A 22,196-nucleotide genomic window follows, 5' to 3' on the forward strand; every position below is an offset into this window, starting at 1 on the left:
TCAGTACCTTCCGTAAAAAAAGAACGATATTCGTTGAATTTCACCTCAAAAGGCGTCAGATTCAGCACTTGATTATCACTTTGTACTTGCCCAAAATCTGGAATTAAGGTGGCATCAAGCGTAAATGCTTGGTTGAGTCCGAGTTTTAAATCCAGTCCACCTGATACTTGATTTGTCCAATTTTTTTGATTCGTCGCATCGGTCGGGAAATGATTGGCATAGACCGAAAAATACGGAAAAAGTTGCAAGCGAAGCGGAGGTTTTATATCCGAAATTCCTTTCCATTGTCCTTCTTGGGTCAGAAAACCATTCACATTTGGGTCAATCGGATTCCAAGTATATTGCTGTTCGGTTTTTCTCCTTCTTCGGGTAATGTTCAACCCCCAATTTTGTACTTTATCTTTACTAAATCTGATGGCTGCATAAGGTAAAAACATCTCGAAACTCCAACCTTTATCATGAATCACAACGGCACTTTTCCAAACGGCATTCCAACTAAAATCTTCGCCACCGTTATTGCTATTTTGGTTTGAGGTCATTTTTGCGTCCCATTGTTCGCCAAGTGGGGTCAAGAAATACTCAAAACCATTGAGTTTATCATTGTAAGTATCGAAAATCAAACCGATGTAATCATTTGTTCCGAAACCATCTCGTCCCGATAATTCTTTCGCAATGCTATCGACATTTCGCTCGAAACAAGTTCCGCCGAAATAGATTCCTGCATCATCATACATCAAAAAAGTTTCGGTATGATTTCCTTTTTCTTCTTTTCTGCCAGCGGTTGGCCGAAACTCGGTGTAATCATCGGCTATGGCGGCATCTTGCCACGCCAAATCATTCAGTTTGCCATCAATAATTACGGGTTTAGTGGTGCGTTTGGCTTCGAGTGAGCGAGGCGTTGGAGTTTGGGCAAACGTCAAGCTGAAGCCAATGCACGAGTGCATCAGAGTTAGTAAAAAGAGCTTTTTCATAATTGTTGTTTGTAAGTACAGGTTCGTGTCGTAGAAGCAGAATGCTTTTGCGGCCACAAATTTATTTTTGTTTGGCTTTCGACAAGTATTAATAAATGTTAAGAGGTGTATTTTTAACAATTATTAATCAATTTGATGTGAATACTTGTCTGGTAAAAAAAGGTTACAAAAAGTAATTACGACAACGACACTATTTCTTCATAAAAGTTGCATGGATTTAAGTTTTGTTTTGAAATAAATTTTTGTTTTTAATGTGATAATAGCTTTTTCATAATTTTGTGTCTCTGATGCTCTAAACCCTAATTTAGACAGCAAATAGTATTTTTCAAAACCTGTGCCAGTTTGTTAAGTTCCTGATAGTGAACATTTTGCATTTTTTTGTGAAAATAAAAACGTCCGAAAATGGACAAATTAAGTACGCCTTCGGACATTGAGACGTTTGTCGAAAACAGTTTTGATGAAATGAAATTGTATCTTTTCGGAATCTAACGTATATTTGAATAAGTTAGAAAAATTATGAAAAAGATAAACTAAAAATGAACCGCATAGATAGACTTTTCGGGATTCTTACCTTTTTGCAATCAAGAAAATATGTTTCGGCCGAAAAAATTGCCGAGAAATTTAAAATCAGTGTCCGTACCGTTTATCGAGATTTAAAGGCTTTGAGCGAATCGGGTATTCCGCTGAGTTTTGAGCCAAACAAAGGGTATTTTGTTGTGCAGGGCTATTTTCTCCCACCAATTTCGTTATCGACCGAAGAAGCTAACGCTCTGCTTCTGACCGAATCGTTGGTTTATGGTTTTACCGATAAATCTATTCAGAAACATTATTCCAACGCTCTCAATAAAATAAAGTCGATTTTACCAACACAGCAAAAAGAAAAGGTTGAGTTTTTGACCAATAATATCAAATATCAAGTTCCCGAACGTCTCACGCAAGACTACGAGCATCTCTCAATTTTACAGCAAACCATTGCCGCCAAAACGATTATAGCGTTTTCGTATAGAAATAATAAAGAAGAACACAGCCGCCGCCAAGCCGAGCCAATTGGTTTGATTTTCTATGCTTTTGGCTGGCATCTGATTGCGTGGTGTCATACAAGAAACGAATACCGAGATTTTAATGTCTCACGAATGTCAAAAATTGAAGATACGCACCAAGCCTTCAAAAAGACCGACCACATCGAAGTAGGCGAATATATGCCGCAGATTCCTGTAAATTATTAATGTGGAGCGAACATCCTGTTCGCTCCACAGAAAAAAAACTTTCAATAAGCACTGACATAGGGTTGTCAGTGAGGCATATTTTCTTTGCAATGTTAACCAAAAACTTCAAAAAAGTATGTCACTTATTGCAATGTACCTCAAAGAATTAGAGTATGAATCAATCGTCACTCGTAAAATGTTATCACTTATTCCTGATGATAAATTCGATTGGCAGCCTCATCCAAGAAGCATGACGTTTCGCCAGTTGGGAACGCACATCGCCGAACTTCCGACATGGATAACTATCGGTCTTTCAACCGATGAATTAGATTTTGCACAAACGCCTTACCAACCAAAAGCAATCAATAATACGGCTGAATTATTGGCGTATTTTGAAGAATCGTTGGCCGATGGACGTACGCATCTTATTCCAGAAAATGAAGCAAAATTAGCCGAATCATGGAAACTACGTGCAGGTGACCAAATCTATATGGATATAAGCAAAGCCGAAGCCATTCGTAATGCTTTGAGCCAAACGATTCATCATAGAGCTCAACTGGGTGTTTTCTTACGCCTCTTGGATATTCCGATTCCTGGTTCTTATGGGCCAAGTGCCGACGAGATGATGTAAGCTCTGCGGCAGCAAGTACATTGCTTGAAGTGTATTTTGCACAAATTTTATGAAAAAGTTATTTTAAGGGAAAAACGCAATCCACACAACTACGTTATTTCGTACGATTTCTATTGATTTATCAACATTCGTCAAGCATATTTGTTGAAAAATGATAAAAAATGACTGAAATCGAAATTTTAGAAAATAGCCTAAAGGCATTTTCGGGTATGAGCCGAGATGCCTTTAGGCTTTCTGAAAAATATTGGCAAGTAAAAACCTACAAAAAAGGCGAATTCTACAACGATTTTCAGCAAGTTTGTAAACATTTGGGGTTTGTGCTGGAAGGGGTTTTTCGTACGTATTATGTTGATGAAAAAACTGCCGACGAAAAAAACATTTTCTTCTACACCGATAATCAGCTGGTAGTTTCTTACGCCAGTTTTATCAACCAAGTTCCGTGTCATTTTTACACGCAGTCGATGGTGGCTTCAAAGGTTATCTATATTCATTTTGATAATTTAATGACACTTTACAGGCAGTCGCACGAGTGGGAGCGGCTGGGCAGATTAATTGCCGAACAAGCCTCCAACGTGTCGCTTAATCGCACCGAAAGTTTGCTTTTCCAAACACCCGAGCAACGATATTTAGATTTGATTTCGCACCACCCCGATATTATAAATACCATTCCGCTGTATCACATTTCTTCGTATTTGGGTATTCAAGGCCCATCGCTGAGTCGAATCCGAAAAAGGCTTTCCGAAAAAAAATAGTCTAATTTTTTACGATTTTAACTTGGGTTAAAGTTTTTGTTGTGGCTGATGCTGACCTTTGTATCATCAAATTCAAAATAACAATTTAAACAATAAAGAAAATGAAATTTACAAGACAAGCATCGGCAAATTGGAAAGGTACAGGAATGGAAGGCGTAGGAACAGTTTCTACACAAAGCACAACACTCGATAAGGCTCAATTATCATTCAAAACTCGTTTTGCTGATGGCGTAGGCACAAACCCTGAAGAACTTATCGGAGCAGCTCACGCAGGTTGTTTCTCGATGAAATTTAGTTTCGTTTTGAATGAGTTAGGTTTCACAGCCGATAATATCGACACCAATGCGAAAGTAGTATTTGAAGATGGAAAAATAACGCATATTCATTTAGAAATGTCTGCTTCGATTCCAAACATTTCGGAAGAGCAATTCCAAGAAGCTGCTCTAAACGCAAAAGCAAATTGCCCGATTTCGCAGCTTTTCAATGCTGAAATTACGCTTGCGGCTACTTTGGTTTAATATCATCAAAACACATATAAATTTACCGAACACAGGCAGCATAGTCTGTGTTCTTTTTTTGTTATTTATGATTTTATTGGGTTTCATTAAGTTGAGAAACGTCGGCAGGGTTCAAAACCCTGCCGACGTTAATCCACCCGATAAATTCATTTAGAACCTCTTTTTTATTAACAATCACAAATACCGCAACCAAGTTTTTTCGGGATGTTGGCTTTTATAATGACTGTACCATTTACAAAGTGGATACATAATCAGAATAACTGCAAACCAAGCCAAATACACTTGCGGAAGTGTAAGTCCATCATCGTTTTTTGGGCGACCGAGGGTTTGTTCATGAAACACAAAATCGCTCCATTGATAGCCCTTCGCTAAAAATGTGATGATTAAAAAGGTTCGAATCACGTACCAGTGAATGAGGTAATAGAATAACGGTACACTACCAAAAACCTTGAAGATTTTCAGTTTGCTTTCACCATAAATTTCGGCTAAATAGAGCATAATAAACGCAATTCCGACCATGCAAAGGGTAAAGTCGAGCGAAGGTGCATTTTTAGAGACATTCAGAAACGATAAAATCGTATAAGCAGGATTCGTTTGAACGCTCCACGGCACAGGGTCGCCGTAGAGATTGATAAAACGAAGGAGTAAGAAAGCTACTAAAAATCCTGCTCCCATCTTCAAGAAAAACCTTGTTCGATTAGCTTTTTCTACTAAAAAATACTCACCCAAACCATAGCCAATGAGCATAATTGACCACCATGGAAGTATCGGATAAGCCAAAATCAGCAGTCTTTCGCCAAGTGGAAGCACAGTAAGGACAAAAAGCGGACTTAAAGCATTTCTAATGCCAGATTCGGGTACTAAAGCCAAAAGACCGTAGAAAATCATGATAAAAGCACCGATTCCGAGAGCAATTTTGTGCGATTTTCCAATCAGCATCGACAGTAAAATAAAACCAAAACCAATCGCTGCAATGACTTGGAAAAGCAGGGTGTGAAAACCAATATCTGACCAGATTCCGAATGAAATAATACTAAACTCCAAGAATATTAGCCAAAGCCCACGTGTTAATAAAAACTTACGACTTTCGCTGACATTACTTTGGTTTTTGGCCGAAATATATACTGAAACACCCGACAAAAACACAAACGTAGGGGCACACAAATGCGTAATCCAGCGAGTAAAAAATAGAGCAGGGTAGGTGTTTGATAAATCGGTTGGATTTTGATTTAGAGCATTTTGTAGTAGAAAATCTCGTGTGTGGTCGAGAGCCATGATAACCATAACAATGCCACGAACGACATCAATCGAAGTAATTCTTTTCATAATTTGTAAGGAAGGTTTTTGTGTTTCCAAATATAAACAAAACCACTTTATTTTTGAAACAAAACGATTTCGTAAAACGAAAATAAATGAATTTTGTTTTAAATGAACGAACGTTCATTTATATTTACACCCAATATGAGAATTCGTGACGAACATAAAGAACAGATTGTGAAGCAAAAAGCCCTTGAACTGCTCGTGAGTCAAGGTTTTGAGGGTTTTAGCATGCAAAAATTGGCTAAAGCCGCCAATGTGTCGCCTGCTACGCTTTACATTTATTATCGAGATAAAGAAGATCTCGTGATGAGTATTGGCCGTGAAATTGGCAAAAAACTCAATCAGGCGATATTCAAAGACTTTAATCCTGAAGCACCTTTTGAGGATGGAATGAGGGTTCAATGGCGAAACAGAGCCAATTTCATGCTGAGCCATGCACTTGAAATGACATTTTATGAGCAAATCAAAAACTCAACTTTTCGAGAAGCAGTGGCGGCTGATATTGTTGCTGAGTTTAAAGAAAAAATGAGTGTTTTTATGAGAAATGCTATTGAAAAGAATGAAGTAAAAGCCATGCCGATTGAAGTTTTTTGGTCTGTGGCGTATGCTCCTTTATATAATCTATTGCGTTTTCATAGTGAAGGAAAAAGTATCGGCGACCGCCCTTTTGTTTTTTCTGAAGAAATCATGTGGCAAACCTTCGATTTGGTGATGAAAGCACTTAAAATTTAAAAAATTTACCTAAATAATAAACGAACATTTATTTAATAATGAATAATAATACAACTTCGACTTTTACTCGATACCAGATTTTTATTATTGCTATTTTGGCAATCTTACAATTTACATTGATTTTAGATTTCATGGTTTTGTCACCTTTGGGTGCGATTTTGATGAAAGAATTGAGTCTTCAACCAAATCAATTTGGTTTGGTTGTGTCGGCGTATGCTTTTAGTGCGGGTGCATCGGGGCTTTTGGCTGCTGGTTTTGCGGATAGATTCGACCGTAAAAAACTACTACTTTTCTTTTATGTGGGTTTTATTTTCGGCACAACGCTTTGTGCGGTGGCTGATAGCTATGAGTTTTTGTTGATAGCTCGAATCGTAACCGGGATTTTTGGTGGTGTGATTGGCTCAATCAGTTTTGCGATTATCTCAGATTTATTCAAACTCGAAATGCGTGGTCGTGTGATGGGTTTTGTGCAAATGGCGTTTTCGGCAAGTCAGATTTTGGGTTTACCGATTGGCTTATATTTGGCCAATGCCTTTGGCTGGCATTCACCGTTTTGGATGATTGTGGGCTTTTCGATAATCGTCGGCATTGCAATTGTGGCTTATATGCAGCCAATTACTGAGCATTTGAAGGTACAAAACGACCGAAATCCTTTTGAGCATTTATGGAAGACACTCTCAAAACCTGACTATTTAAGGGCATTTTTAGCGACAATCTTATTAGCTACTGGCGGTTTTATGCTCATGCCTTTTGGTAGTGCTTTTAGTATCAATAATCTAAAGATTGACATCAAAGATTTACCGATGTTGTATTTAGTGACAGGCATATTTACGATTACGTTTGGGCCTCTTTCGGGTAAATTGAGCGATAAATTGGGCAAATACAAGGTGTTTTTTGTGGGGTCAATCATCACAAGTGTTATGGTTTTGATTTATACCAATTTAGGACAAACGCCGCTTTGGTTGGTAGTTATTGTGAATGTGCTAATGTTTGCAGGAATCACGGCTCGTATGATTTCGGCCTCTTCACTCATGACGGCAGTACCGCAAATGCAAGACCGTGGGGCTTTTATGAGTATCAACTCTTCGATTCAGCAGATTTCGGGCGGAGCTGCTGCCGCTTTGGCGGGCGTAATTGTATCGGAGGGAAGCGATGGAACGATGCAAAACTATCCATTTTTGGGTATTGTGGTGGTAGCTTCGATGATTATCACAATTGGTATGATGTATGTCTTGAACCGACAAATTCAGAAAAAACAATTAAATAAATTTTAAGATTGACTGACATAGGGCTGTCAGTAGCTTGTGTTTATTTTGTTTATCCTTCCAAATTAAACCTAAGAATAGTCATGATTTGGGTATTCAAAACTACGATAAAAAATAAAATACAAGTACGGAAAGTAGCTCCATTGCTTAACGAACTTGTTTTACCGCACGGGAAATGGAATTTTGATTTAGAAGATTGTGATAAAATCTTACGAATTGAAAACCGAAAAATGGAAATTTGCGAAAGCTACATTGTGGAGCAATTAAGTGCTTCGGGCTACAGAATTGAGGTTTTGGAGTAGGTTAGAATGTAAATTGAAGCGGGGTCGCCCGTGCGATTAAGGATTTCAAATTAATGATTGTAGATTTTTTTTAATTAAATAATTCTTAAATCATCAATCTGAAATCCCTAATCTTCAATTTCTAACTGACGAAAGTTATTTATTTACATACTTTTTGCCGTTTGAATATTTCATATCAACACCAGATTTGAATTTGGTATTATCGAAATTGGCATCATCACGGAATTCGGCATATTTAAAGTCGGCTTGATTGCTAAAAGCTGTGCTTTTGAAAGTTACACGCTCACTGAAATCTGCATACTTAAAGTCAGCATAATTTTTGAATCTGACATCAAAAAAATCAGCATCTTGTTTGAAAGAAGTGTATTTGAAATTGGCGTAATCATCGAAATCTGACTTTGCAAAAATTACTTCTTGCTTAAAATCTGCATATTTGAAATTGGCATCTTTCGAGAATTTCGCTCCACCAAACGAGGTTCTTTCAGCAAAATCAGAATATTTAAACTCTGTTTTTCCTCCAAAAGAACAGTTTTCAAAAACCACTGCTTTTTCAAAATCTGTTGAATAGGTTGTTCCATCGCCAATATTCCAGTTGATATTCCCATTTCCGATTTTACGACTTTTTTCTTCTTCTAAGTTTTTATAAGCAATCACATCGCCTTTAAACGAGCAGTTCTTAAACGAAATTGGCACTTCTACGTAGCTTTTGTATTCTTCGTAATTGCCTTTATTTTTGATGCGTTTTTTGTTTGAAAGTTCAGTTAAATCCAAATCTCCAACAATTATAGCATCCTGATAATCAACAGCTTGTCCTTTGTCGATGGCTTCAAAAATAGTTTTTGCCGAAATCTCTTTTTGAGCTGAAGCCGCCGTGCCGACGAAAGCAAAAAGCATTAAAATTAGTATCTTTTTCATAAAATAATTTTGATTGATAGCATGATTGAATGATAAAATATCAATACATAAATTTATTCGTTGATATAAACACCGCCAGAGTTGGCGTCCATTCTTACGGCAATTCCACCACCATTAAGCGAGCCTTTCACACGGTCTTTTTCAACAGTTCCGCTGAATTTTGATAATGCTGGTACTTTTACTCTTTGTCCGTCAAGGTCTAAATCCATGCCTTTATCCATTGGCATTCTTACATGAATGCTTCCTGCACTCGTTGAAAGAGAGAGGTATTTGCCAAGCGATTTAATATCGGCACTAATTCCACCACCCGAAGTTGAGGCTTTTACGCTGGCGGTAATATCTTCTAATTTGATTGAACCACCCGAAGTTGAAGTTACGAAATCGCCACTGATTTCTTCGGCTCTGATTCCGCCACCGCTGGTTGTTGCTTTGATTGTGCCGTCGAGTTTTTTGAGTGTTAAACCTCCGCCTGAAGTACTTAGTCTGATGTCGCCTTTGCAACTTTCGGCATCAATTCCACCACCACTGGTTGCTACGTCAATATTATCACGGCAACCGCTGATATTGATTCCTCCACCCGAAGTGCGTCCTTTTACATTTCCACCCAAGTTTTGGAGTTTTAAGCCACCACCGCTTGTTGTGAAACCTAAGTTTCCTGTAAGGTTTTTGAGAGAGATTCCGCCACCGCTGGTTACTAAATCAGTAGAGATTTTTTCGGGAGTAAAGATTTTAAACGAAATGCTGAGGCCGTTTTTCCAATTGTTCCAGCTACCTTCGCTTTTGCGTTTAGCTACGCACGAGATAGTTTCACCTTCTTTCTTTACGCTTAATTCGTATTCTTTCAAACGGTCTTCGATTTCTTCTTTGCTGAGGTTACTTCCGCCGTTGTTTCCTCTTACATAAACCTCTACACGAGCTTCGTCACCTGCACCGCCAGTTACCGAAATTCCGCCACCCGATGTGCGAACATTAAGGTTTTTTACTTCTGATGATTTGTAAGTTTTTACGAAGTAAGGCGTTTCTTTATCTTGAGCCCAAGAAACCGTTGAAATGGATAATCCTAAAATAAATAATGAGAGTAGCTTTTTCATAAATTGCGTAATGTTAAGATTTCATAATTATTGTTGTCTGAACATAAGATGCAAAACATGAAACGAGCGTTGCAGAAAATAGGAATTATTTTCAAAATAAATCCATAGGGTCATCAACTACTCTTAGATTTTCGTTGAAAGTATCAATAAAACTCATATCTGTTTGACTGATTTCGAAGTCGAAAACATCAAAATTTTCTTTGATTCGTTGCAAATTAGCTGATTTTGGAATACTTGAAACGCCATGCTGCAAAGCCCAACGCAAAATAATTTGGGCGGGAGTTTTATTATATTTTTGAGCAAGACTTTGAAGTTTTTGATCATTCATACGCATACCTCGCACGAGCGGTGTATAGGCTTGCAGTTGGATTTCCTTTTGCTTACAAACTTCTGCCAAATCTTTTAAATACAAATACGGACTAAACTCTACTTGATTGACGGCAGGAACAATGTTGGCGTAAGATTCGAGTTCGGTTAGAAATGGCACAAGGTAATTTGCCACGCCGATTGCCTTAACTCGACCTTCAGTGTAGAGTTTTTCGAGGGCAAGCCAAGTGTCTTTTCGGGTTGCTTTGATTGGCCAATGTACCAAATAAAGGTCGATGTAGTCGATGTTGAGTTTTTTTAGACTTTCATCAAAAGCTCGCAGTGTTTTATCAAAACCTTGGTCGCCATTGTTTACTTTAGTTGTTACGAAAAGTTCAGTTCTATTAATTCCACTTTCACGCACTGCATTACCAATTTCGGTTTCGTTTTTATACATTTCAGCAGTATCAATGAGCCGATAGCCAGTTTCTAAAGCCCATAAGACTGCCTGTTCGGCTTCACGGTTATACATATCATAAACGCCCAAGCCGAGTAATGGCATTTGATTACCGTTGTTGAGAGTAGTATAGAGTTGGTTTTGGTTCATAGCTTATAAATATGATTTATTTTTTATTCTCAATCTTACTTTTTTTTGAAAAAAAGTAACAAAAAAACACGAATCTTACAATCACCTCTTGAAAAATTTGGTTGAAAATGATGGAGATTACCTTTTTCATTGGGCCAAATTTTTCAAACGGCATGTAAGATTCATTAAAGGATTGAAAGAAGTATTTTTTTATTATGAATTAAATTACCATTTTTCTAAACCCAAAAGTTTTTTACCTAAATCGTTTAACTCTGCTGTATCATATTTAGTTTTTTCCCAATTACGAGGGTCGCCTGGGAACGCATAGCCTTCGGGTGAAATACGATTTTTCCAAGAATTTACTCGCCAGTCACGCAAATCGTCGTTGTCTTCTTCGGCTGGCATCATCGAAATATATTGGGCGATACGCACCTTGTCAGTCGAATTATTCGGACGAATTCCGTGCGGTTGACTACTATTAAAAATCAATAAATCGCCCGCTTCGAGTTTTACTTTTACCAATTTATCTTCAAAACCTGTAATATCGGGTTTGAAACGATTGCGGTCTTCGGGTTGGGTTAATTTCCAAGTATCATAAGTACGAAATAACTCTGGAATACACTGAAAACCACCCATATTTTCATCGGTTTGGTCGGCCAAAGCCAATACTCCTTGTACATTTTGTGGTTTTGTTTCGGGGTCATAGTCCCAGTGGATGAAACCTTTATATTCAAACCCAGGGCGAAGCGGAAAATTAAGGTTTGCACGGTCAATCGTTACCCAAAGTTTTTCGGTTCCCCAAATGTCAACGAAGGCATCATAAACTCGTTGCATTTGGCGGTTATTCCAAAGATGTTGGTTGTTATACACTTCCACCATTCCCGTGCCAGTGAGTTCTTTCATTTGCATTTCGGCACGTGGGGCGGTGTACCAAGTGTTTGGGTCATTGGGAGATTTTTCTTCAAATTCCCAAATAAAATCGGCCGTGCGAAGTGCTTGTTCTCTCGGCACTGCATTCTTGATAATTACATAGCCATTTTCTATCCAAAACTTCCAATCGTCTTCGCTTAGTACACGTAATGAACCGCCTTCGGCAATGCTCGTGCGTAACTTAATTTGGCTACTCGTGGCGGTCGAAGGATTCCCTGGTTTATCAGTATGATTTTTATTGGGCATCATGGTTGGGGCCATCGTGGGTGTCATTTGCATAGCTTATATTTATTTAATGATATTTAAGATTAAAATAATAACACAAATGTATGGGCTAAAATTATGCTATACTTTACCTATAATTACTGTTTTTTGAACAATATTGATTTAATGTGGATATTAATGTAAATAAATTACGAAAAATGTGCAAATTTGTTTTAAATGTATTGGTTTTGGGCGTATGCAATACGCTCTACTATGTATTATTAAAATGAAAATTGTTTTAGAAGAATTTACGATTGACTCTGAAAGTTCGTTTCGGGTTTTTAGGCCACGATTGAGTCAGATTTTTTATTGGCATTTTCACCCAGAATTTGAGTTGGTTTTTATCGAAGGAACTGATGGTACTCGACACGTTGGCGAACATATTTCTCGCTTCGTGGATAGCGATTTGGTTTTCATTGGCTCAAATATTCCGCATCTCAATTTTGATTATTTGGTAAAGACCGATTACGAAAAAGTGGTACTTCAAGTTCGACAAGATTTCCTGCAAAATGCCATGCTCGAAACTCCCGAGTTGGCGAATATTCAGAGACTTTTTCAACGCTCACAATATGGTATTGCTTTCGGAGAAAAAACAAAAAAATTGGTAGGTGAACGAATGAAAGTGCTCGATGGACTTAGTTATTTCGGACAGTTTTTAGAAATATTGAGTATTTTTCAGCTTTTGGCAACTACGCAAGATTATGTACTGCTACACGAGCAACCTGTTGAAAATCAATACAATAAAAAAGATCAAGAACGAATCAAACGCTTGTATCAGTTTATTGATGAAAATTATCAACGAAAAATAGATTTACAGGAAGTAGCTGCTTTGAGTAATTTGAGCGAAGCCGCTTTTTGTAGGTATTTTAAGAAAATGACGAAAGTAACGTTCACCGAATTTCTGAATCATTACCGAGTCAATCAAGCTAAAAATTTGCTTTTATTAGATAAGAATGTAACCGAAACGTGCTTTGATTGTGGCTTTGAAAGTATGTCGTATTTTAATCGAACTTTCAAGAAATTGACTGGAGAAAATCCTTTGGCTTTTAAGAAACGGTATTTTACGAAGTAAATTTTTGAGAAAATATAACTATATATTTCATTGCCGTCAGTTAAAACTGACGGCAATGAAATATAATTCAGGATGAGCTATATTCGTTTATTTCCCCAAAACAATCCAACGATTGAGCATATTATAAGGCATTTCAATGACAATTTTATAAAACTGCGAAGGCAATTTACTAACATCAATTGTAGCTTTTTCGGCATCAACAGCTACTTCTTTTATTAACTGGTACGTATCTTTTCCGCCAGTTTCAAAATTATTAGTAGTAGCCAGCCAAATCTTTGCTTTGCCCTTTTTGTCAATGGCTTTCCAAGTTAGTTCTATATTACCATCTTTCAATGTTGCTTCGGGTGAAATGGCGGAAATTTTGCCAGTTAGTGGTATTCCATCAATTTCAAATTGCTGCTCACGAGGTAATGAAATGCCCATAAATGAGGCAATCGAAGGCATAATATCAACAATAGCTGGTTGATTTTGCGTAAAATTTGAGTTGAGATTTTTGGCGTTTGTTATAATCCAAGTAGCACGCTCTCGGTCCGACTGCCCACCGTGACCTTTACCTGTTTTTGCATCACGACCGTGGTCGGTAGTAATGTAAATCACCCAATCTTCTTTAAAATTTGCTTGACGATATTTGATTGCCTGCCAGATTTTACCAACCTGCTTATCCATCGTTTCAATGGCATTGTAAAATTCCGGGCTATCGCCGTGTTTGTGGCCCATATCGTCCGTAAATTCCAGATACACCCAAGTTAAATCAGGTGCATCGGTTCTGATGCCTTTTGCTGCTGCTACGGTTACTTCTTCGTCTATCAGATTAATGTATTTACTTTGCTTATCGTGCGGAAAACGAGCCGTGTCGAGTTCGAGTCCATCAAAATGATAATCAGTTTTTAGATGCCCTGTTTGTGGTAAATTATCGCCCACAAGTTTGGTTCGGTTATCCAGCCAAGTAGAGTAAACGGCCGTTTTTTTCGCTGGAAATTGCTGCTTAAAAAATCTAAAAATTGTCCAATAATTGTAGTTAGGGGCTTTAATGTCGTTGTCCCAAACGTTGTGTTTATTTACCCAAGTGCCAGTAAGCAAGCTATTGTAGCCAACTGCCGAGATTGTAGGCGTTTGCGAATAGCTTTTGCGTTCGCCACCCACGTAAGCACGAGCATAGCCACCTACTTGAGCAATTGAATCAAGATTCGTTTTTTTGAGTTTTTCAATTACATCGGCAGGAATTCCATCTACAATGATAAAAACTGCTTTTTTTTTGTTTTGGGCTGAAAGACTTAAATTGACGAGTGTACAAATTAAAATAAATACTTTTTTCATGCGGAAGGTTTATAGATGTTGACACCACAAATATAGATACGCACTTTTGATTTTGAGATAAAGGATTTGTTAAATAAGTGTACCACTCCTAATGTTTGAAATAACAAGGTGTGGCACACTTGCCTAATAAGAGCCAAATAGCATTCGTTCAATCTCTAATTAAAGTACAGTTGATGCAAACATCCGAAGTTTCAATACCTTATTCAGCCTTGCTTGTACAAAACTAATTTTATTGGTAGAGTTTACCTATTAGTTTGTTTTTTTAAGGTATAAATATTATCAGCCTCTTTTATTTGCATTTTATCTTTGTCAGGGTAAAACTCAAAGAAATAGCCGCTTGCAGCATTCATAAAATAGTTACCACTTATCTTTTCCAGTTCAAACACCTTACCTCTTGTCTCCAACAACAATTTTACTCCTTCTTTTATACAGTTAACTTCAATTTGGCCAGAGGAATATTTGCCAAGGTATTTATCTAAACCTCCACGTTCAGAATTATTGCTTTTAGCTAAAGGGATTAAAAAAGGCACATTGAAACAGATTTTTAAAACACCTTCAATAATGTCTGTTCGAGGATAGTTTATGCCATTTGTGCAATAAGCTAAAGATACTTTCTCGTTTGGGAAATACCAAAGTGCTGAATAAAACTCTTCGATTCTTCCATTGTGTCCAAGACTTGGCTTATCAACAACATATTTGTTTGGAAATATACCCATTCCATAACCATCAATCATTGTTTCCATTTTGGCCAGACTCGTTTTATTTATTAACTTATCGGAAAATAAAGCATTAATGAACTTTACCAAGTCAGTTGGTGTAGAAACTACTGAACCTGCACCATTATGGATGCTTAAATCGGTTTCGATTTGTTTAACCCAATTACTATTAGCAAATTTATAAGAAGAGCTTTCATTATTTTTAATATTGATGGGTCTTCCGAAATAAGTATCTCTTAAATTAAGCTTAGATGTGATTCTTTTTTTTAAGGCATCAGCATACGTTAATTTGGTTTTTTTTTCAATTATAAAACCTAAGAATAAGTAATTGCTGTTAGAATAATCTGCCTTAGTATCTGGTTCAAAATCACTCCCTTTATCTCTTATAATCTTTACTAACTCGTCATGAGATTTAGGTTTGTCTATCCAATCAGAGAAATTAGTGTCACGAGTATAATCATGTAAGCCACTCCTGTGATAGAGCATGTTTTCAATGGTAATTTTATCTGCATTAGGCAAGTCGGGAAAATATGTATTAAGCTTTTGGTCAAAGCTTAATTTTCCTTCTTCTATAAGCTGGAAAATCATTACCGCTGTAAACATTTTCGTCACTGAGCCAATCCTATATTTTGTATATATGTTAGCGTTTACCTTTTTATCATTACTGACCAAAGAATATCCGATTGCCTTTTGATACTCAATAGCTCCATTTTTTGAAATAGTTAAGCTTCCCATGGCTAAGCCTTTTGCTGATAGTGTATTAAGAAAGCTATCCAATTTTACAGTGTTTATATTCTGTCCAAAAGATGTAATAATTGCTAATGTTATAAGAAAAATAAAGCAGATTGTTTTTTTCATTTTATTGGGTCAATTAGATAAAATAGTGCTGTTTTAAAATTACCACTGATATTATTAATAAAACCTTAGATTGGTAAAATCACCATTAGAACCATCGCCAACCCAAAGACCAATTTTACCTGTTTTTAGGTCAGGACTAAGCGTTGGCACATCTAAGCATGGCGTAGCAGAATTATTAACAAACACTTTTATACGATTATTCCGAACTTCGATTTTTGCATGAAACCAATCGTTGGCTTGTACGTTTGTGGGCAAAATCGCCTTTTCAAATTCTCCATTACGAGTTTCTCTCAGCATTTTCCAAGTGTATTTCGGATGAGAAATATACTGTACCGCATGAATATGCCGAATAGGGTCTGTCGCTTGGAAATTAAACGGACGAAAATAAATAGCTTCATACGTACTATCATTTTGCCCATGAAAAGCTACTCCGATGAAACTTCCTTGGAGTTTATCTCTGCCTTTGGCATCAAACTCAATCGTTCCTTCCGAGAAGGTTTGCCCGTTGAGCCACGCCAAACCTTCTAATCTTGCCTCGCTGAATCTGATAATCAGTTTTTCACTTTCTTTAAGAATCGAAATGCTTCGATTAAAAACCGTAAAATCAGAAATCTGTGTTTGAGCCATCAAATGGCTCGAAAGTAGAAAGAGAATGATAATTGCTTTTTTCATATTTTGTATAGTTTATTTTACTTTAAAACTGGCCGTTGCATTTTCCCACGTCAATGATACCTCGCCTTTATCCGAAACTTCATAGACTAACTTTTCTGTAAATGTCTTAGCTTTTTTGACAGGGACATTTACACGTAATACATCTTCATCTTGTTTATAACTAAAAGCTCCCCATTTGATTGTTTTGTTGAAAATAATTGTCCATTCTTTTTCGTTCGGAATCACAAAAAAAGCATATTTGCCCGCAGCTAATTTTTGTCCTTCAATGGTAGCATCGGCCGAAATCGTAAAGGCGGTTGTTTCGTTGGCACCCGCACGCCATACTTGTCCATAAGGTACGAGCTTACCCCAAATCTCACGACCTTTTACTGCGGGTTGCCCGTAGTCGATAGTAATGGTTTTGCCGTTAACACTTGCCGTAGCTTGTGCTGGTGGACTCGGGCGACTGGCTTTGTCTTGGGCAGAAAGATTGAAGGCAGCAAATAATAAAGCAATAAAAAAAACTGTTCTTTTCATTTTAGTACATAATTTTGATTTGTGAATAGCTTTAACGTTTCAAAATTGAGAAATTCATCGAAATTAACCATTTTCAAACCTTGTTCAAGTTTGTTCAAATCATAACACACTGATTTTCAATGACCGACGAGCGACTTTACATAGAGCAATGCAAAGATTTAATTGAGTCTCAACTGGCTTGGGGCGATAGTAGTAACTGGCAAAATCAAGATTTTGAGGAATTGAGCGAGCGAATCTTTGAGAAAACAAAGGTGTCGCTCAGTAGCAGTACGCTCAAGCGTATTTGGGGAAAAGTAAAATATGATAGCTCGCCTAATTTGGCTACGCTCAATGCTTTGGGCCAGTTTGCTGGGTATGAAAATTGGCGAGCATTTCGGAATGATGGAAGCGAAAAAAAGAAAAATTTTGAGGATGAAATTATCATAAAAATCAAACTGAAAAGTATTTTCAAGAGATTCCAGTGGGCATTTATTACAGCTTTTGGTTTGATGTTGATTGGAGTTTTGTGGGCATTTCAGAAACGACTGCAACAACTGGAGTTTAGTAATATTCGCTTCACAAGCAAACCTGTTACGTTAGGAGTTCCAAATACCGTAGTTTTTGAATATAATGCTACCGACTCAAATGCCGATTCGGTGTTTATTCAACAAAATTGGGACCCCAAACGCCGATTTAAAGTTGATAAAAATTTACATGAATATACCAGTACGTATTATACGCCAGGATATTTCAGAGCGAAATTAATTTTGAATGATTCGATTGTGAAAGAACACGATTTATTTATAGAATCGGATGGCTGGTTAGGAACGCTCGAAACAGTAAAAACTCCTATCTATTTTTCTAAAAAGCAGATTCAAAAAGGTGAAATTATAAGTATAAACGAGGCAGATTTACTCAATCAAAATATTGATTTAAAATCAGAAAATATTTGGACCAATTTGTATAATGTTGCCACCAAAAACATAGTAAATAGCCAAGATTTTATATTAGAAACTGAACTAAGGAATACTTTTTCGAGAAGCTCTGGTGTTTGCAAACAATGCCGAATCTTGTTGTTAGGTTCAGAAGGAATCATCGCTATTCCGTTAAGTATCAAAGGTTGTGTAGGTGAATTGGAAATGACCATCGCAGATAAAGAAATTAATGGTCAAACATATAATTTATCAGCTTTTGGCGTTGATTATGCCAACTGGATAAAAGTTAAGTGTATAGCTCAAAACCAACAAATTCAAGTTTATATAAACAATTTACTGGCATATAAAGGTAGTTTTACGAAAGGCATCGGCAAAATTGTAGGCACTCGTATTCGCTTCATGGGTACGGGAGAGGTGAAACGTTTTGAGTTAAAAGGCATAAAAAAAGAGGCTTTGTAGCCTCTTTCCTAATAATCGTTGTTTCTTATTCATCCAAAATACTCTCTTCCATTGTGGTAGAGTTTCCACCGTGCATAATTTCAATGAGTTGCTTGATGTTATAGACCGAACGGTTATATTTATTACTGAGTAGAATTATCACAAAATCTTCACGAGGGTCGAAAAACATAATGGTGTTGTAGCCTTTCCACCAACCTGTATGATACACATAGTCAGTTTGTTGTTTAGCATTTACCCAAAGTCTGAAACCGTAGCCATAATTTCTTAGCCCTGGAAACTCAAAACTACGAGGCATAATCATTTCACGGAACGACTCTTTGCTAATGATAGCATTAGTTTTTAGAGCTTCATACCATTTTAGTAAGTCGCCCAAGGTCGAATAAACTCCTTTATCACCCGAAATATCATCATAATAATCTTTCGGTAATTTTCTGCCAAACTGATACCCAATCGTACGATTGATATTGATAGAATCATTTTTGGTAGTTACGATAAACGAATCTTTCATGCCAATCGGGCGGAAGATATTTTCTCGCATATAAGTATCAAAATCTTTGCCCGTAACTTTCTCAACCAACGCTGCTAAGATGGCAAAATTGGTGTTATTGTAACCAAAATAATGGTCGGGTTGATTAAACATTCTTGGCGTTGGCTGCACGGTTGCAAACCATTCCATAATTTGCTGATTAGTTGGGTAAGCTTTGGTTTCTCTAACCATCTTATCAAAAGTATATTGATAAAATGGCAAACCCGAACGGTGGCAAAGCAAACTACGAATCGTGATGCCATCATACGGAAAATTTGGGTAGTAATCTTTTACTGTGTAATCAAGACCGAGTTTTCCTTGTTCAGCCAATTTCATGACCGCAACTGCCGTAAATGTCTTTGAAAGTGAAGCAAGTTGAAACTTCGATTGTAGGTTATTTTTGACTGAGTCATTGGCAAAACCAAAGGCATTTTGATAGACAATGACTCCTTTTTGGGCAATCAGCACATTTCCATTAAAACCCTGAGTTAATTTTTGCTGAATAACTTGTTCAATCAAAGCCGCTTTTTTATCTGCATTAATTTCTTTTCTAATACGAGCTTCCTCTTTTTTTAGAGCAGCACTATCCACTTTTTTCTCGCTTTTACTTGAGCCAACATTCTGACACGAAAAAACACTTGTAGCGAGCAAACAAACAACAATATAGTAGTAACTACTGAAAGGAAAGCTTTTAGTCAATTTCATCATAATATCTCACAAATCCGAATCAAACAAACGAAGTAAAAAGGCTATATAAATAAGTAGGACAAATTTTGTAATCTGTCAAATGGTGTCGAAAAATAATAGGTGGTCTTTCAGAGAAAAAGTAGTGTAGAAAACTGTGCATGGAAACTTAATTTCCACGCACATATTGCAAAATGATAATCAAAAACGTAGTAAAAATAACGCTGCAAATGATTTTCAGAACCGTAATCAAGAAAAACTGAAAACCGCCTGCTTCTACAAAAAACAGCATTGAGTGGTGAATTATTGTAAGAATAGCCACGTATCTTACAAAACGCTCACCGCCCATATCTTTCAACGAAATTGTAATATCGTTTTCAACACCTTTTGTTGGGAATAAAAACTTGATGATGTAGCCTCTCAAATACCCAATCATCACACTGGCGGAGGCGTGTACACCTGCGGTATTGTAGAAAATATCGACTAACAAACCTATCAGAAAACTTATCAAAATCACCCAAATTGGGTCAACTTCATCAGGTAAGAGTAAAATACACGCAATATAAACAAAGCAAAACGCCACATCGAAGAACACAAAATTGCGGAGAATCACAATTTGTAGTACTAAATAAATGACGAATGTAAGGACTAATTTTATGACCGTCTGAGAATTCATTTCTTTTCTTCGGTGGTTGATTGCTCTAATAAATCTTGTTCTTTTTTCAGCTTATTGTTTACTATGTAAACATAAGATAAATTGCGGAAGTCAGTTGCCAACTCCACTTCAATATCAAAAAACGCTTGGTCTTGTTTGGCACTTAGCTTACGAATTTTACCAATCATTGTTCCCGAAGGATAAATTACGTTTTGCTCAGAAGTAACCACCGAGTCACCTTGCTTGATTGGCTTAAAGCGGTCAATCGTATTCAAATTAATGATTTTTGGATTCAGACCACCCCATTCAGCAATACCTAAGGCTTTATCGTTTTTAGTACGAAGCGTCAAGTTTTTGATTTCTGACGAAACCTTCGACTCTGAGTGTAGAATCGAATAAACACGAGAGAAATGCTCAGAGCATTGCATCACCGTTCCAACAACTCCTTGCGGACAAATTACGCCCATTCCAGGTTCAATGCCATCAAGTGTACCTTTATCAATCGTCAAGTAGTTTTTCGATAAACCAACTGTATTATTGACAACCTTCGCCACCTTAAACTCGAAACGGAGAGCAAAGGCCGAATCAACCTTGTAATAATCTCCCTCTCTTTGCTTAAACGATTGCATGGCCGACACTGCTTTTTTGAGTTGAGCATTTTCAGCAATCAATTGATCGTTTACATTGCCAAGATTCATGTAGTTTTTTACATAATTTGAGCTTTCGAGGGTCTTGGCTGCGTAGAAATTGGAAGTATTAAAAAACGAAACATCCCAGTAATGATTGTTCTTGACGAGCAACCAAAAGCTGACGAGTTCGAGAATAGCAAACAAAAGAAAATTTCGTATGCGAAATATAAGTCGGAAGAGTTGCGACATGATGTGAGTTCTGAGTTCAGAATTCTGAGTTCAGAGTTATAAACACAAAGTTTCAGTGGGAAATTTCTTACAAAATCAAAAAGTTAGCTTTTACATTTGAAGCTAACTTTTTGATTTTTTTATGAAACTCAGAATTCAGAACTCAGAACTCAGAACTATTTTATTGCACTATAACTGCTCTATATTTTTCGATATTTTTCAAAATCTCACCTGTTCCACGCACAACCGCACGGAGTGGGTCGTCAGCTACGTGAATCGGAAGTTTTGTTTTAATAGCCAAACGCTTATCTAAGCCGTGAAGTAATGCTCCACCACCTGTTAAATAAATACCGTTTTCGTAAATGTCGGCCGAAAGTTCTGGTGGCGACATCTCCAATGCACGCATGATGGCTTCTTCAATTTTTGAAATTGATTTATCAAGAGCGTAAGCAATTTCGCTGTAAGTTACCTTGATTTCTTTCGGAATACCCGTCATTAAGTCACGACCACGAATCTCGATGTCAGCTGGTGGATTATCCAAATCTGGTAAAGCCGCACCAACCTGAATCTTGATAAATTCTGCCGAACGCTCGCCAATAAGCAAGTTATGCTCACGACGCATATAATCAACAATATCTCTCGTAAATAAATCACCTGCAATACGAACCGACGCTTCACAAACGATGCCCGAAAGAGCAATAACCGCAATCTCAGTAGTACCACCACCGATGTCAGCAATCATCGAGCCGTTTGGTTGCTCAATGTCGATACCGATACCGATAGCCGCAGCGATTGGCTCGTGTACCATGTAAACTTCTTTCGCACCAGCGTGTTCGGCTGAATCTTTTACAGCACGTTTCTCAACCTCAGTGATACCTGATGGAATACAGATAACCATACGGTGAGAAGGTGAGAAAAACCAACTACGACCCGTCTCAATCATCTTAATCATACCACGAATCATTAATTCAGCGGCAGTAAAGTCGGCAATTACACCATCTTTGAGTGGACGAATAGTTTTTATATTTTCATTGGTTTTTTCGTGCATTTGCATTGCTTTATGACCTATCGCTAACACTTTTCCAGTAATTTTGTCTAAAGCAATAATAGAAGGTTCATCTACAACGATTTGGTCTTTGTAGATAATGAGGGTATTTGCCGT

The 22,196-nt window shown here is 37.2% G+C and carries 23 protein-coding genes; 9 read left to right on the top strand and 14 right to left on the bottom strand.

Annotated elements, in window-relative coordinates; genetic code table 11:
* Positions 1 to 971, bottom strand: a 971-nt coding sequence (locus tag A6M55_RS10085) for a carbohydrate binding family 9 domain-containing protein (protein WP_197491690.1), incomplete at its 3' end; no start/stop codon positions are given.
* 536 nt (positions 972 to 1,507) lie between these two features.
* Between A6M55_RS10085 and A6M55_RS10090 the strand changes: the two genes are divergently transcribed.
* The 4 genes from A6M55_RS10090 (at position 1,508) to A6M55_RS10105 (ending at position 4,077) form a co-directional block, all read left to right on the top strand.
* Positions 1,508 to 2,197, top strand: a complete 690-nt coding sequence (locus tag A6M55_RS10090) for a YafY family protein (protein ID WP_064197475.1) — start codon at positions 1,508 to 1,510, stop codon at positions 2,195 to 2,197.
* 115 nt (positions 2,198 to 2,312) lie between these two features.
* Positions 2,313 to 2,807 (top strand): DinB family protein, encoded by a 495-nt coding sequence (locus tag A6M55_RS10095; protein WP_064197476.1) that lies wholly within the window; start codon positions 2,313 to 2,315, stop codon positions 2,805 to 2,807.
* A 161-nt stretch (positions 2,808 to 2,968) separates the two neighbouring features.
* Positions 2,969 to 3,559 carry a Crp/Fnr family transcriptional regulator gene (locus A6M55_RS10100; RefSeq protein ID WP_064197477.1) on the top strand — a complete coding sequence of 197 codons (591 nt, stop codon included), beginning with the start codon at positions 2,969 to 2,971 and terminating at the stop codon, positions 3,557 to 3,559.
* 101 nt (positions 3,560 to 3,660) lie between these two features.
* Positions 3,661 to 4,077, top strand: coding sequence for an OsmC family protein (locus tag A6M55_RS10105; protein WP_064197478.1), 417 nt, complete (start codon positions 3,661 to 3,663; stop codon positions 4,075 to 4,077).
* A 174-nt stretch (positions 4,078 to 4,251) separates the two neighbouring features.
* On the opposite strand, the gene A6M55_RS10110 is transcribed toward A6M55_RS10105, so the two are convergent.
* On the bottom strand, positions 4,252 to 5,403 hold the full coding sequence (locus A6M55_RS10110) for a DUF1624 domain-containing protein (RefSeq protein WP_064197479.1): 1,152 nt from the start codon (positions 5,401 to 5,403) through the stop codon (positions 4,252 to 4,254).
* A 102-nt stretch (positions 5,404 to 5,505) separates the two neighbouring features.
* Between A6M55_RS10110 and A6M55_RS10115 the strand changes: the two genes are divergently transcribed.
* From A6M55_RS10115 to A6M55_RS10125, 3 genes are all read left to right on the top strand, one after another.
* Positions 5,506 to 6,129, top strand: a complete 624-nt coding sequence (locus A6M55_RS10115; RefSeq protein WP_229235506.1) for a TetR/AcrR family transcriptional regulator — start codon at positions 5,506 to 5,508, stop codon at positions 6,127 to 6,129.
* Positions 6,130 to 6,167: 38 nt separating this feature from the next.
* Entirely contained in the window at positions 6,168 to 7,403 is a 1,236-nt protein-coding gene (locus tag A6M55_RS10120) for an MFS transporter (protein ID WP_064197480.1), read from the top strand.
* Positions 7,404 to 7,477: 74 nt separating this feature from the next.
* Positions 7,478 to 7,696, top strand: coding sequence for a hypothetical protein (locus A6M55_RS10125; RefSeq protein WP_064197481.1), 219 nt, complete (start codon positions 7,478 to 7,480; stop codon positions 7,694 to 7,696).
* Between the two features lie 135 nt (positions 7,697 to 7,831).
* Here the strand turns inward: A6M55_RS10125 and A6M55_RS10130 are convergent, their stop codons facing one another.
* From A6M55_RS10130 to A6M55_RS10145, 4 genes are all read right to left on the bottom strand, one after another.
* A complete protein-coding gene (locus A6M55_RS10130; RefSeq protein WP_064197482.1) occupies positions 7,832 to 8,611 on the bottom strand; it encodes a pentapeptide repeat-containing protein in 780 nt (259 codons plus the stop codon).
* Positions 8,612 to 8,664: 53 nt separating this feature from the next.
* Complete coding sequence (locus A6M55_RS10135) at positions 8,665 to 9,702, bottom strand: hypothetical protein (RefSeq protein ID WP_064197483.1); 1,038 nt, start codon at positions 9,700 to 9,702, stop codon at positions 8,665 to 8,667.
* A gap of 91 nt (positions 9,703 to 9,793) precedes the next feature.
* Positions 9,794 to 10,615, bottom strand: coding sequence for an aldo/keto reductase (locus tag A6M55_RS10140; protein WP_064197484.1), 822 nt, complete (start codon positions 10,613 to 10,615; stop codon positions 9,794 to 9,796).
* Between the two features lie 204 nt (positions 10,616 to 10,819).
* On the bottom strand, positions 10,820 to 11,803 hold the full coding sequence (locus A6M55_RS10145; protein ID WP_064197485.1) for a phytanoyl-CoA dioxygenase family protein: 984 nt from the start codon (positions 11,801 to 11,803) through the stop codon (positions 10,820 to 10,822).
* Positions 11,804 to 12,014: 211 nt separating this feature from the next.
* On the opposite strand from A6M55_RS10145, the gene A6M55_RS10150 reads away from it, so the two are divergent.
* Positions 12,015 to 12,860, top strand: coding sequence for an AraC family transcriptional regulator (locus A6M55_RS10150; protein WP_064197486.1), 846 nt, complete (start codon positions 12,015 to 12,017; stop codon positions 12,858 to 12,860).
* An 87-nt stretch (positions 12,861 to 12,947) separates the two neighbouring features.
* Here the strand turns inward: A6M55_RS10150 and A6M55_RS10155 are convergent, their stop codons facing one another.
* The 4 genes from A6M55_RS10155 to A6M55_RS10170 form a co-directional block, all read right to left on the bottom strand.
* Positions 12,948 to 14,177, bottom strand: a complete 1,230-nt coding sequence (locus A6M55_RS10155; protein WP_064197487.1) for an alkaline phosphatase family protein — start codon at positions 14,175 to 14,177, stop codon at positions 12,948 to 12,950.
* Positions 14,178 to 14,419: 242 nt separating this feature from the next.
* Complete coding sequence (locus A6M55_RS10160; protein WP_064197488.1) at positions 14,420 to 15,751, bottom strand: serine hydrolase; 1,332 nt, start codon at positions 15,749 to 15,751, stop codon at positions 14,420 to 14,422.
* 54 nt (positions 15,752 to 15,805) lie between these two features.
* The gene (locus A6M55_RS10165; protein WP_064197489.1) at positions 15,806 to 16,423 is read right to left on the bottom strand and encodes a family 16 glycoside hydrolase; all 618 of its coding nucleotides are present in this window, start codon (positions 16,421 to 16,423) and stop codon (positions 15,806 to 15,808) included.
* 12 nt (positions 16,424 to 16,435) lie between these two features.
* Complete coding sequence (locus A6M55_RS10170) at positions 16,436 to 16,939, bottom strand: DUF2911 domain-containing protein (RefSeq protein WP_064197490.1); 504 nt, start codon at positions 16,937 to 16,939, stop codon at positions 16,436 to 16,438.
* 119 nt (positions 16,940 to 17,058) lie between these two features.
* On the opposite strand from A6M55_RS10170, the gene A6M55_RS10175 reads away from it, so the two are divergent.
* The gene (locus tag A6M55_RS10175; protein WP_064197491.1) at positions 17,059 to 18,312 is read left to right on the top strand and encodes a hypothetical protein; all 1,254 of its coding nucleotides are present in this window, start codon (positions 17,059 to 17,061) and stop codon (positions 18,310 to 18,312) included.
* Between the two features lie 25 nt (positions 18,313 to 18,337).
* On the opposite strand, the gene A6M55_RS10180 is transcribed toward A6M55_RS10175, so the two are convergent.
* The 4 genes from A6M55_RS10180 to A6M55_RS10195 form a co-directional block, all read right to left on the bottom strand.
* Entirely contained in the window at positions 18,338 to 19,543 is a 1,206-nt protein-coding gene (locus A6M55_RS10180; protein WP_064197495.1) for a serine hydrolase, read from the bottom strand.
* Between the two features lie 148 nt (positions 19,544 to 19,691).
* Entirely contained in the window at positions 19,692 to 20,198 is a 507-nt protein-coding gene (locus A6M55_RS10185) for a hypothetical protein (RefSeq protein ID WP_064197492.1), read from the bottom strand.
* Positions 20,195 to 21,055: a rod shape-determining protein MreC gene (gene mreC / locus A6M55_RS10190; RefSeq protein WP_064197493.1), complete on the bottom strand. Its 861-nt coding sequence runs from the start codon at positions 21,053 to 21,055 to the stop codon at positions 20,195 to 20,197. The genes A6M55_RS10185 and mreC overlap by 4 nt, the downstream gene beginning before the upstream one ends.
* Before the next feature lie 160 nt (positions 21,056 to 21,215).
* On the bottom strand, positions 21,216 to 22,196 hold a 981-nt coding region (locus tag A6M55_RS10195; protein WP_064197473.1), incomplete at its 5' end, for a rod shape-determining protein.

This window comes from Emticicia sp. MM (assembly GCF_001649495.1).

What these genes read in the sequence shown, in the direction of transcription:
- A6M55_RS10090 (WP_064197475.1), top strand. Translation starts at nt 1,508, where the DNA reads ATGAACCGCATAGATAGACTTTTCGGGATTCTTACCTTTTTGCAATCA.
- A6M55_RS10095 (WP_064197476.1), top strand. Translation starts at nt 2,313, where the DNA reads ATGTCACTTATTGCAATGTACCTCAAAGAATTAGAGTATGAATCAATC.
- A6M55_RS10100 (WP_064197477.1), top strand. Translation starts at nt 2,969, where the DNA reads ATGACTGAAATCGAAATTTTAGAAAATAGCCTAAAGGCATTTTCGGGT.
- A6M55_RS10105 (WP_064197478.1), top strand. Translation starts at nt 3,661, where the DNA reads ATGAAATTTACAAGACAAGCATCGGCAAATTGGAAAGGTACAGGAATG.
- A6M55_RS10110 (WP_064197479.1), bottom strand. Translation starts at nt 5,403, where the DNA reads ATGAAAAGAATTACTTCGATTGATGTCGTTCGTGGCATTGTTATGGTT.
- A6M55_RS10115 (WP_229235506.1), top strand. Translation starts at nt 5,506, where the DNA reads ATGAACGAACGTTCATTTATATTTACACCCAATATGAGAATTCGTGAC.
- A6M55_RS10120 (WP_064197480.1), top strand. Translation starts at nt 6,168, where the DNA reads ATGAATAATAATACAACTTCGACTTTTACTCGATACCAGATTTTTATT.
- A6M55_RS10125 (WP_064197481.1), top strand. Translation starts at nt 7,478, where the DNA reads ATGATTTGGGTATTCAAAACTACGATAAAAAATAAAATACAAGTACGG.
- A6M55_RS10130 (WP_064197482.1), bottom strand. Translation starts at nt 8,611, where the DNA reads ATGAAAAAGATACTAATTTTAATGCTTTTTGCTTTCGTCGGCACGGCG.
- A6M55_RS10135 (WP_064197483.1), bottom strand. Translation starts at nt 9,702, where the DNA reads ATGAAAAAGCTACTCTCATTATTTATTTTAGGATTATCCATTTCAACG.
- A6M55_RS10140 (WP_064197484.1), bottom strand. Translation starts at nt 10,615, where the DNA reads ATGAACCAAAACCAACTCTATACTACTCTCAACAACGGTAATCAAATG.
- A6M55_RS10145 (WP_064197485.1), bottom strand. Translation starts at nt 11,803, where the DNA reads ATGCAAATGACACCCACGATGGCCCCAACCATGATGCCCAATAAAAAT.
- A6M55_RS10150 (WP_064197486.1), top strand. Translation starts at nt 12,015, where the DNA reads ATGAAAATTGTTTTAGAAGAATTTACGATTGACTCTGAAAGTTCGTTT.
- A6M55_RS10155 (WP_064197487.1), bottom strand. Translation starts at nt 14,177, where the DNA reads ATGAAAAAAGTATTTATTTTAATTTGTACACTCGTCAATTTAAGTCTT.
- A6M55_RS10160 (WP_064197488.1), bottom strand. Translation starts at nt 15,751, where the DNA reads ATGAAAAAAACAATCTGCTTTATTTTTCTTATAACATTAGCAATTATT.
- A6M55_RS10165 (WP_064197489.1), bottom strand. Translation starts at nt 16,423, where the DNA reads ATGAAAAAAGCAATTATCATTCTCTTTCTACTTTCGAGCCATTTGATG.
- A6M55_RS10170 (WP_064197490.1), bottom strand. Translation starts at nt 16,939, where the DNA reads ATGAAAAGAACAGTTTTTTTTATTGCTTTATTATTTGCTGCCTTCAAT.
- A6M55_RS10175 (WP_064197491.1), top strand. Translation starts at nt 17,059, where the DNA reads ATGACCGACGAGCGACTTTACATAGAGCAATGCAAAGATTTAATTGAG.
- A6M55_RS10180 (WP_064197495.1), bottom strand. Translation starts at nt 19,543, where the DNA reads ATGAAATTGACTAAAAGCTTTCCTTTCAGTAGTTACTACTATATTGTT.
- A6M55_RS10185 (WP_064197492.1), bottom strand. Translation starts at nt 20,198, where the DNA reads ATGAATTCTCAGACGGTCATAAAATTAGTCCTTACATTCGTCATTTAT.
- mreC (WP_064197493.1), bottom strand. Translation starts at nt 21,055, where the DNA reads ATGTCGCAACTCTTCCGACTTATATTTCGCATACGAAATTTTCTTTTG.